A 10,713-nucleotide genomic window follows, 5' to 3' on the forward strand; every position below is an offset into this window, starting at 1 on the left:
CGCAACTTGCCGACCACCACGGCCTGGCGCATCGGTTTCCAGTCGGCCAGTCTGTTGCTTGAACGGCACCTGCAGGACCACGGCGACCATCTGCGCCAGCTGGGCCTGTCGGTGTGGGGCACCGCCACCATGCGCACCGGTGGCGACGATATCGCCCAGGCCATGGCACTGATGGGCGTGCGCCCGGTATGGGCCACCGGCAGCCAGCGCGTGGACGACTTCGAGATTCTGCCGATCAGCCTGTTGGATCGTCCGCGTGTCGACGTGACGCTGCGCGTCTCCGGTTTCTTTCGCGATGCGTTCGCCAATCTGATCCGCCTGTTCGATGCGGCGGTGCAAGCGGTGGCGGCCCTCGACGAGCCGGATGACATGAACCCTCTGGCCGCCAAGGTGCGCAGCGAGCGTCAGGCGTTGCTTGAGTCGGGCCTTGACGAAGCGGCCGCAGCGAAACAGGCCGGCTGGCGCATTTTCGGCGCCAAGCCAGGCGCCTATGGCGCGGGCGTGCAGGGCGCAATTGACGGTCGCCTGTGGCAGAGCCGCGAGGACCTGGCCGAGGTCTACCTCAACTGGGGTGGCTACGCCTATGGCGGCGCCGACGAGGGCACCGCCGCCCGTGGGCAATTCGCCCAGCGCTTGAGCCAGGTGCAGGCGGTGCTGCAGAACCAGGACAATCGCGAACACGATGTGCTCGACTCCAACGATTACTACCAATTCCAGGGCGGCATGCTCGCCGCCGTGGAAACCCTGAGCGGCAGCAAGGCCGCCAGCTATCATGGCGATCACAGCCAGCCGGACCTGCCGAAAATCCGCACCTTGAAGGAAGAGCTCAATCGGGTGGTTCGCTCCCGTGCGGCCAACCCGAAGTGGATCGAAGGCGTGAAGCGTCACGGCTATAAAGGCGCGTTTGAAATGGCCGCGACCGTGGACAACCTGTTCGCCTTCGACGCCACCACCGCGTTGATCGATGATCACCAATACGCGCTGCTCGCCGACGCCTACCTGCTTGACCCTGACACCCGCGCGTTTGTGCAGCAGCACAACCCCGACGCCCTGCGCGACATGACCGAGCGCATGCTCGAAGCCCAGCAGCGCGGCATGTGGCAAGAGCCGGGCGCCTATCGCGAAGCGTTGGAAAACCTGTTGCTGGATATGGAAGAAGACAGCTGATGACCGATATTGCGCATTTCCCGCTGGCCGCCGTGGTCGGTGCCGATGAGCTGAAACTGGCGCTGTGCCTGAACGCGATCGATCCCCGGATCGGCGGTGTGCTGATCGAAGGCCCGCGCGGCATGGCCAAGTCCACCCTGGCCCGTGGCCTGGCGGACCTGCTCGCCAGCGGGCAGTTTGTCACCTTGCCCCTGGGCGCGACCGAGGAGCGCCTGGTCGGCACCCTGGACCTGGACGCCGCGCTCGGCGAGGGCCGTGCACAATTTTCCCCCGGCGTGCTGGCCAAAGCCGATGGTGGCGTGTTGTACGTTGATGAAGTCAACCTGCTGCCTGATCATTTGGTCGATCTGTTGCTCGATGTGGCCGCCAGCGGCACCAACCTGATCGAACGTGATGGCATCTCCCATCGGCATGCGGCGCGTTTTGTGCTGATCGGCACGATGAACCCGGAGGAGGGGGAGTTGCGCCCGCAGTTGCTCGACCGCTTTGGCTTCAATGTGGCCTTGAGCGGGCAGACGGTGCCGGCCGAGCGCGGGCAGATTATTCGTCGTCGCCTGGATTTCGACAGTGACCCCGTCGCGTTCTGTGAACAGTGGGCCGATCCGCAAGCCGCTTTGCGTGAGCGCTGCATTCAGGCGCGCGCACGCCTGGACAGTATCGAGTTGGATGACCAGGCCCTGGCGCAGATCACCCAGCGTTGCTTTGCCGCAGGCGTGGACGGGATGCGCGCCGACCTCGTGTGGCTGCGCGGTGCCAGGGCCCATGCCGCCTGGCGCGGGGCCGACGCTATCACCGAGGAAGATATAGACGCGGTCGCGGAATTTGCCTTGCGTCATCGACGCCAGGAGCAGGCACCTGCGGCCAGTCCGCCCAACCCGGCCCAAGCCCCGCAACCCTCTGACTCCTCGCAGGGCCAGGGCCAATGGGGCGATATGCCCGCGCCAGCGCTGCCCACCGGCCCGCGCCGCGATGTGCCCGCCTGGCCAAAAAAGCCCTAGGCATTCGCCCTCGACCTGACGCGGGGGCGGATGCGCGGCCCCAGGCGGGGCAATTGGAAAACGGCAGGCAAGGCAAGGCGCGCAGTGCGCGACAGGGCCTGGTCAATTGGCCGGGCACCTTGCTCGGCGGCAGGCCGCAGCGCCGTGAAGATTTACGTTGGCATCTGCGCAGCCGCTCGGCCCATGAACTCTGGCTGGTGATTGTCGACGCCTCGGCTTCCACCCGGCGGCACCGGGCCTTGAGCGATGCCAAAGGTCTGCTGGCGCAAGTGTTTGATGACGCCTACCGGCAACGTGCGCGCCTGGCCTTGCTGACGGCCAGCGGGCAATCGCCGCAGTGGCAGGTGCAGGGCTTGAAAGCGGCAAAAAGCTTAGCGCACTGGCTTGAGCAACTGGGCGCCGGTGGCGGTACGCCGCTGCTGGCAGCCTTGACCGAGGCGGGGCATTGGCTGGTGGCGCGACGTAAGCGTTACCCGGCAGAGCAGCAGCGTTTGCTGGTGATTACCGATGGGCGGCTCAAGGTGATTGAAGGGTTGCCACCGCTGGCGTGCCTGGGATTGCTGGTGGATATCGAGCGCGGGCCGATCCGGTTGGGACGGGCGCGAGAGCTGGCTATCGGGTTGCAGCTGGATTATCGGCATATCGATGATGTGTAGTGCCTGGCCAGCCGCCATCGGGGGCAAGCCCCCTCCCACCGGGAAACGCATTCCAAATGTGGGAGGGGGCTTGCCCCCGATGGCGGCCTTCAATACACCACAGATTGATCAGCCTGCCCCCGGTACATTCGGCCAAAGATCGGCGACCAAAAACAGCCGCTCAGCTTCTTCCCAATCGTCACCGCTCTGCACCAGCCGCACCAGCAACTGCGCGGGCGCCATCGGGTCCAGGTCTGCCAGCCAGCCGGCCATCTGCTCCTCACGCCATACCTCATCCGTCCGGTAATGCGCCGGCGCCAGCCATGCATGGCGAGGCAGGGGTTGCCAGCGGCCGGCGGGGCGGGTGCTCACAAAGTCCGGCCAATCGCGCTGATGCAACCAGCGCCCGCGCAAATGCTGCGGGTGGGCGCCCAGCGGTGGCTCGGCCTCGCCCGGCCACGGGTAAAGCAGGTACCCGCCCAGCCACAGATGTGCATCGAACTGCTGGATATCCAGCGCCGCCAGCGCTTCGCGGCTCTCCGGGCGTGCCGAGATCGGTAATTGATGCTGGGCCAGGTGCGCCAGCTTGCGGTCCAGCCGGTCATGGCAGCCGGGGCCGAGCCATTGTGCGGTGTCCTGGCCGTTGCCGTCCTGCGGCCCGAGATAGAGCTTGATCGCCAATTCCAGGTGATGCACGCCATCGCGGTCACGCAGCAGCATGTCCAGCTCGCCAAGAGTGTGTCCGGCGCGGCGGATCGGCAGGTTGGCCGCCAGCAGCTCCACGCCTGGCGCATGCTGCACGGCGAACTGCCACAGGCGCTCATAGTAGAGGCCCAGGCGCCGGGTGCGCGACAGGCTCAGCCACTGCTGTAATGCGCGGCTGTCCTGATCGAGCGCACGTAACCAGGCGTCGAGCACGTGCGGCGCCTGTACCCAGTCACTGCCCGTCAGCGGGTGGCGTTGCGGCCACGGCGTCTGTGCGAGCATGGGGGGCGCGAGCATTACCCACGCCAGGTCGCGCACCTCGGGGTGTCGCAGTTGGCGGGGCAGGGCGTGCAGGTCAGGGAACAGAGTCATGGTGCGAGCATAGCCTCTTAAGTCGCGTGCAGGTGCCTGAGGGCCGCCTGAGAACGATTGTCATCACAGCCGGGCGGCGACAAAGGATTTTGCCTGACGCGGCCTTTCGCCCATAATCCTTTCTTTTTGCCACACCCCTACGCCCGCAGGAGCCCCATGGAGCAATTTCGCAATATCGGCATTATCGGTCGCCTGGGCAGTACCCAGGTGCTGGACACCGTCCGCCGACTGAAAAAATTCCTGCTGGAACGCCACCTGCATGTGATCCTCGAAGACACCATCGGCGAAATCCTGCCGGGCCATGGCCTGCAGACCTCGTCGCGCAAAATGCTCGGCGAAGTGTGCGACATGGTCATCGTGGTCGGCGGCGATGGCAGCCTGCTCGGCGCGGCCCGTGCCCTGGCGCGGCATAACGTGCCGGTGCTGGGGATCAACCGTGGCAGCCTGGGGTTTCTCACCGATATTCGCCCCGACGAGCTGGAAGTCGAAGTGGCCAAGGTGCTCGACGGCCACTACCTGGTGGAAAACCGCTTTCTGCTGCAGGCCGAAGTGCGTCGCCACGGCGAAGCCATCGGCCAGGGCGACGCCCTCAATGACGTGGTGCTGCATCCCGGTAAATCCACGCGGATGATCGAGTTCGAGCTGTATATCGACGGCCAGTTCGTGTGCAGCCAGAAGGCCGACGGCCTGATCGTCGCCACGCCCACCGGCTCCACCGCGTATGCACTGTCGGCGGGTGGCCCGATCATGCATCCCAAGCTCGATGCCATTGTGATCGTGCCGATGTATCCCCATATGTTGTCGAGTCGGCCGATTGTGGTCGATGGCAACAGTGAGCTGAAGATCGTGGTGTCCAAAGACATGCAAATCTATCCGCAAGTCTCCTGCGACGGGCAGAACCATTTCACCTGCGCCCCCGGTGACACCATCACCGTGAGCAAAAAGGCACAGAAGTTGCGTTTGATCCACCCGCTGGACCACAACTACTACGAAGTGTGCCGCACCAAGCTGGGCTGGGGCAGCCGCTTGGGGGGCGGAGGCGACTGATGCTCGATCCCGCGCGCAGCTACGACCTGATTGGTGACGTGCACGGTTGCGCCCATACGCTGGAGCACTTGCTCGACCGGATGGGTTACCACAAGCAGGGCGGCACCTGGCGTCATCCGTCGCGCATGGCGGTGTTTCTCGGCGATATCATCGACCGTGGGCCACGCATCCGCGAAGCGCTGCACATCGTCCACGACATGACCGAGGCCGGCCAGGCGCTGTGCATCATGGGTAACCATGAGTTCAATGCGCTGGGTTGGACCACGCCGGCACCGCCGGGCAGCGGCAAGCAGTTCGTGCGCGAGCACAACCCACGTCATGCGCGGTTGATCCAGGAGACACTGACCCAGTTCGAACAGCACCCGGCCGACTGGCACGACTTCCTCGGCTGGTTCTACGACATGCCGCTGTTTGTCGACGCCGGGCGTTTCCGTGTGGTGCATGCGTGCTGGGACGAGGGCTTTATCCAGCCGCTGCGCGCGACCTTCCCGGATGGCTGCATCGATCAGCATTTCCTGCAGGCCGCCGCCGTACCGGGCAGCTTTGCCTGCAACGCGTTCGATCGCCTGTTGCGCGGCACCGACATGCGCCTGCCGCACGGACTCACGTTGACCGGTGGCGATGGCCTGACGCGCTCGTTCTTTCGCACCAAGTTCTGGGAAGACGATCCGAAAACCTACGGCGACATCGTGTTCCAGCCCGACGCCTTGCCCGAGCCCGTGGCGCGCACGCCGTTATCCTCCACTGAAAAGAATTCCCTGCTGCGCTATGGCGTCGACGAGCCGCTGTTGTTCGTCGGTCATTACTGGCGCAGCGGTAATCCGGCGCCGATCCGCCCGAACCTGGCCTGCCTGGACTACAGCGCGGTGCTGTACGGCAAGCTGGTAGCGTATCGCCTGGACCAGGAAACCCGACTGGATCCGCATAAATTCGTCTGGGTCGACGTTGAGCGACCTGAGGTTATCCAATGAGTACCGTGGCTGTATTGCGCCTGCCCCTGAGTGTGGATCTGGGCGGCTTCGTCAAATTGCTGCAACGCATGCAGGTGCCCCATCGCGTCAGCGAGGAAGCGGGCGAGCAAGTGCTGTGGGTGCCCGAAAGCATCAGTGACGACGTGCGCGTGTTGTACCAGCGCTTTCCCGCCGGCGACCCGGACCTGCAACTGGATATTCCCGAGCAGGCGCCGGTTGCGCGCCCCGGCTTTATCCAGCAGGTCCGGCATAGCCCGGTCACGACACTGGTGCTGCTGGCAAGCCTGATTGTTGGCGCGGTGACGCTGCTCGGCGAAAACCTGCAAACCATGGCCTGGCTGACGTTCCTGCCGTTCCGGGTGCTGGGCGAGTACATCCAGTTCACGCCGTTGGCCGACAGCCTGGCGTCCGGGCAGTGGTGGCGGTTGGTCACGCCGATGCTGATTCACTTCGGCATCCTGCACCTGGCCATGAACGGCATGTGGTACTGGGAACTGGGTCGGCGTATCGAAGCGCGCCAGGGCGGCATCAACCTGCTGGGCCTGACTCTGTTGTTCAGCCTGGTCTCCAATTACGCGCAGTACGCTTACGGCGGTCCGGGCCTGTTTGGCGGGCTGTCCGGCGTGTTGTACGGCCTGCTCGGGCATTGCTGGATCTTTCAGTTACTCGCGCCCAACCCGGCGTATCGTCTGCCCCGTGGGGTGCTGGTGATGATGCTGGTGTGGCTGGTGCTCTGCCTGTCGGGGCTGGTCTCGATGATCGGCTTCGGTGAAATCGCCAACGCGGCCCATGTGGGCGGCCTGGTTATCGGTTGCCTGACCGGTTTGCTGGGCGGGCTGTACAACCGCCGCAAATCGTCTATTTGATAAGGAAGAGCCTTATGTCCTCTTTTGCTGCAATGATCGAAAACATCACCCCGGACATCTACGAGAGCCTCAAGCTCGCCGTGGAAATCGGCAAGTGGTCCGATGGGCGCAAGCTCACCGCCGAACAGCGCGAGCTGTCGTTGCAGGCGATGATCGCCTGGGAACTGCAGAACCTGCCCGAAGACCAGCGCACCGGCTACATGGGCCCGCAGGAATGCGCGTCGAAATCGGCACCGGTGCCGAACATCCTGTTCAAGTCGGATGCGATCCATTGATTGAAATCGGTCGCGGTGCAGTCAGCAAAATGTCGGCGAAACTCGGTGAGCCGACCGTTCAATACGCGTTTCGTCTTGGCGACACCGAGGTTGCGGTCAACCCGTTGATCGGTACCCATATTCGCCTGGAATACCTGGGTGCCATTCATTGCAGCCATTGCGGCCGCAAGACCAAGAACAGCTTCAGCCAGGGTTATTGCTACCCGTGCATGACCAAGCTGGCCCAGTGTGACCTGTGCATCATGAGCCCCGAGCGCTGCCATTACGACGCCGGCACCTGCCGCGATCCGGGCTGGGGTGAAACATTCTGCATGACCGACCATGTGGTGTACCTGGCCAACTCGTCGGGGATCAAGGTCGGCATCACCCGCGCCACGCAGTTGCCGACCCGCTGGCTCGACCAGGGCGCCAGCCAGGCGCTGCCGATCATGCGCGTGGCCACGCGCCAGCAGTCGGGCTTTGTCGAAGATCTGTTTCGCAGCCAGGTAGCCGACAAGACCAACTGGCGCGCGCTGCTCAAGGGCGATGCGCAGTCCGTCGACCTCAAGCAGGTGCGCGATGAACTGTTCGCCACCTGCGCCGAAGGCTTGCTGGGTTTGCAGGAACGCTTTGGCCTGCAGGCCATCCAAACCATTGCCGACGTCGAGCCGATCGAGATCCGCTACCCGGTGGAGCAGTATCCGGCCAAGATCGTCAGCTTCAACCTGGACAAGAATCCGATTGCCGAAGGCACGCTGCTGGGAATCAAGGGCCAATACCTGATCTTCGACACCGGCGTGATCAATATTCGTAAATACACGGCCTACCAGCTCGCCGTGCATCAGTAGAAGGATGCCACCCATGCGCACCGAACAACCGAAGATGATTTACCTGAAGGACTATCAGGCGCCGGACTACCTGATCGACGAGACGCACCTGACCTTCGAGTTGTTCGAGGACCACAGCCTGGTCCACGCGCAACTGGTGATGCGCCGCAATCCCGAGCGTGGCGCCGGTTTGCCGCCGTTGGTGCTGGATGGCCAGCAATTGGAGCTGTTGAGTGTCAACCTGGCCGACCAGCCGCTGACGGCCGCCGACTACCAGTTGACCGACAGCCACCTGACTGTGCAGCCCACGCGTGAAACCTTCACCCTCGACACCACGGTCAAGATTCACCCGGAAACCAACACCGCCCTGGAAGGCCTGTACAAATCCGGCGGCATGTTCTGCACCCAGTGCGAGGCCGAGGGTTTTCGCAAGATCACTTACTACCTCGACCGTCCCGACGTGATGAGTGTGTTCACCACCACGGTGATCGCCGAGCAGCACCGCTATCCGGTGCTGCTGTCCAACGGCAACCCGATTGCCAGCGGCCCCGGCGAAGACGGTCGGCACTGGGCGACCTGGGAAGACCCGTTCAAGAAACCCGCCTACCTGTTTGCCCTGGTGGCCGGTGACCTGTGGTGTGTCGAAGACAGCTTCACCACCATGACCGACCGCGAGGTCGCGCTGCGCATCTACGTCGAGCCGGAAAACATCGACAAGTGCCAGCACGCCATGACCAGCCTGAAAAAATCCATGCGCTGGGATGAACAAACCTACGGCCGCGAGTACGACCTCGACATCTTCATGATCGTGGCGGTGAACGACTTCAACATGGGCGCCATGGAGAACAAGGGCCTCAATATCTTCAACTCCAGCGCCGTGCTGGCCCGCGCCGAAACCGCCACCGACGCCGCGCACCAGCGCGTCGAGGCCATCGTCGCCCACGAATACTTCCACAACTGGTCGGGCAACCGCGTGACCTGCCGCGACTGGTTCCAGTTGTCGCTCAAGGAAGGTTTCACCGTGTTCCGCGACTCGGGCTTTTCCGCCGACATGAACTCGGCCACGGTCAAGCGCATCCAGGACGTGGCGTACCTGCGTACCCACCAGTTCGCCGAAGACGCCGGGCCGATGGCCCACGCGGTGCGCCCGGACAGCTTTATCGAAATCTCCAACTTCTACACCCTGACCGTGTACGAAAAGGGCTCGGAAGTGGTCGGCATGATCCACACCTTGCTTGGCGCCGAGGGCTTTCGCAAAGGCAGCGACCTGTACTTCGAGCGCCATGACGGCCAGGCCGTGACCTGCGACGACTTCATCAAGGCCATGGAAGATGCCAATGGCGTCGACCTCAGCCAGTTCAAACGCTGGTACAGCCAGGCCGGCACGCCGCGCTTGGCGGTGAGCGAGTCCTACGATGCGGCAGCCAGGACCTACAGCCTGACCTTCCGCCAGAGCTGCCCGCCGACCCCGGACAAGGTGGAAAAACTGCCCTTCGTGATCCCGGTCGAACTGGGTCTGCTGGACGGGCAGGGCGGCGCTATCCCCTTGCGTCTGGCCGACGAACCGGCGGCTGGCGCTACCTCACGAGTGATCTCGGTGACGCAAGCCGAGCAGACGTTCACCTTCGTCGATATCGCTGAAAAACCGCTGCCTTCTCTGCTGCGCGGTTTCTCGGCGCCGGTGAAACTGAGCTTCGCCTACACCCGCGACCAACTGATGTTCCTGATGCAGCACGACAGCGACGGTTTCAACCGCTGGGATGCCGGCCAGCAACTGTCGGTGCAGGTGTTGCAGGAACTGATCGGCCAGCATCAGGCCGGGCAACCGCTCAAGCTCGATCAACGCCTGATCGACGCGCTGCGCACCGTGTTGAGCGACGAAAGCCTGGACCAGGCCATGGTCGCCGAAATGCTCTCGTTGCCGAGCGAAGCCTACCTGAGCGAAATCAGCGACGTGGCGGATGTGGATGCGATTCACGCTGCCCGTGAGTACGCCCGCAAGCAACTGGCCGAGAACCTGTTCGAAGGCCTCTGGTTGCGCTACCAGGCCAACCGTGAGCTGTCCCGGCAAACGCCGTACGTGGCCGAGGCCGAGCACTTTGCCCGGCGTGCCCTGCAGAACATTGCATTGTCGTACCTGATGCTCAGTGGCAAGCCCGAAGTATTGACGGCCACCCTGGATCAGTTCGACACCAGCGATAACATGACCGAGCGCCTGACGGCCCTGGCCGTGCTGGTGAACTCGCCGTTCGAAGCGGAAAAAGCCCAGGCCCTGGCGGTGTTTGCCGAGAACTTCAAGGACAACCCGCTGGTCATGGACCAATGGTTCAGTGTGCAGGCCGGCAGCACCCTGCCGGGCGGGCTGGCACGGGTCAAGGCGCTGATGGAGCACCCGGCGTTCACGATCAAGAACCCGAACAAGGTACGCGCCCTCATCGGCGCATTTGCCGGGCAGAACCTGATCAACTTCCATGCGGCGGATGGTTCGGGCTACCGTTTCCTGGCGGACCTGGTGATCCAGCTCAATACGCTGAACCCACAGATTGCTTCGCGCCAATTGGCGCCCCTGACGCGCTGGCGTAAATACGACGCCGCCCGGCAAGCGCTGATGAAAGCGGAGCTGGAACGCATTCGTGGCTCGGGCGAGTTGTCCAGCGATGTGTTCGAAGTGGTCAGCAAGAGCCTTGCCTGACCTGGCTATCTTCCTGAAGATGGGTGCCAATGTGGGAGGGGGCTTGCTCCCGATGGCGGCCTCTGGGCTGGCCGGGATGTTGGAATGGGTTGAGTACATATCCGTTTCTGCGGTAACGGCTGCTATGGGTTCCGCTTTTACAGCGGCTCACTTTTGAAAAGCGCAAAAGTAAGCAAAAC

Annotated in this window: 10 protein-coding genes; 9 read left to right on the forward strand and 1 reads right to left on the reverse strand. The window is 63.5% G+C overall.

The genetic code is table 11. The features are described 5' to 3' along the window. The 3 genes from BFP96_RS28380 to BFP96_RS28390 form a co-directional block, all read left to right on the forward strand. A partial coding sequence (locus BFP96_RS28380) for a cobaltochelatase subunit CobN (RefSeq protein WP_170876045.1) occupies positions 1–1,167 on the forward strand: 1,167 nt, incomplete at its 5' end. Next, positions 1,167–2,165 carry an ATP-binding protein gene (locus BFP96_RS28385; RefSeq protein WP_065937451.1) on the forward strand — a complete coding sequence of 333 codons (999 nt, stop codon included), beginning with the start codon at positions 1,167–1,169 and terminating at the stop codon, positions 2,163–2,165. The genes BFP96_RS28380 and BFP96_RS28385, both read left to right, overlap by 1 nt. A gap of 53 nt (positions 2,166–2,218) precedes the next feature. Continuing rightward, entirely contained in the window at positions 2,219–2,821 is a 603-nt protein-coding gene (locus BFP96_RS28390; RefSeq protein ID WP_065937452.1) for a vWA domain-containing protein, read from the forward strand. A 108-nt stretch (positions 2,822–2,929) separates the two neighbouring features. Here BFP96_RS28390 and BFP96_RS28395 read toward each other — a convergent pair whose 3' ends face one another. Next, a complete protein-coding gene (locus BFP96_RS28395; protein WP_065937453.1) occupies positions 2,930–3,877 on the reverse strand; it encodes a DUF1853 family protein in 948 nt (315 codons plus the stop codon). Positions 3,878–4,033: 156 nt separating this feature from the next. Here BFP96_RS28395 and BFP96_RS28400 point away from each other — a divergent pair, with 156 nt between their 5' ends. From BFP96_RS28400 to pepN, 6 genes are read left to right on the forward strand one after another with little or no spacing between them, the layout of a single operon-like run. Further along, positions 4,034–4,924, forward strand: coding sequence for an NAD(+) kinase (locus tag BFP96_RS28400; RefSeq protein ID WP_057725186.1), 891 nt, complete (start codon positions 4,034–4,036; stop codon positions 4,922–4,924). After that, positions 4,921–5,895 (forward strand): metallophosphoesterase, encoded by a 975-nt coding sequence (locus tag BFP96_RS28405; protein ID WP_163001615.1) that lies wholly within the window; start codon positions 4,921–4,923, stop codon positions 5,893–5,895. Before BFP96_RS28400 ends, BFP96_RS28405 begins: the two co-directional genes overlap by 4 nt. Then, positions 5,892–6,761: a rhomboid family intramembrane serine protease gene (locus BFP96_RS28410; protein ID WP_065895392.1), complete on the forward strand. Its 870-nt coding sequence runs from the start codon at positions 5,892–5,894 to the stop codon at positions 6,759–6,761. Before BFP96_RS28405 ends, BFP96_RS28410 begins: the two co-directional genes overlap by 4 nt. 14 nt (positions 6,762–6,775) lie before the next feature. Beyond that, the gene (locus tag BFP96_RS28415; protein WP_065885275.1) at positions 6,776–7,036 is read left to right on the forward strand and encodes a YeaC family protein; all 261 of its coding nucleotides are present in this window, start codon (positions 6,776–6,778) and stop codon (positions 7,034–7,036) included. Next, complete coding sequence (locus BFP96_RS28420; RefSeq protein WP_065895394.1) at positions 7,033–7,863, forward strand: DUF2797 domain-containing protein; 831 nt, start codon at positions 7,033–7,035, stop codon at positions 7,861–7,863. Before BFP96_RS28415 ends, BFP96_RS28420 begins: the two co-directional genes overlap by 4 nt. A gap of 13 nt (positions 7,864–7,876) precedes the next feature. Continuing rightward, positions 7,877–10,534, forward strand: a complete 2,658-nt coding sequence (gene pepN / locus BFP96_RS28425) for an aminopeptidase N (protein ID WP_065937454.1) — start codon at positions 7,877–7,879, stop codon at positions 10,532–10,534. The last annotated feature ends 179 nt before the right edge of the window (positions 10,535–10,713 follow it).

It is taken from the genome of Pseudomonas sp. 34 E 7 (assembly GCF_900005715.1).
GTDB classification, from domain to species: domain Bacteria; phylum Pseudomonadota; class Gammaproteobacteria; order Pseudomonadales; family Pseudomonadaceae; genus Aquipseudomonas; species Aquipseudomonas orientalis_A.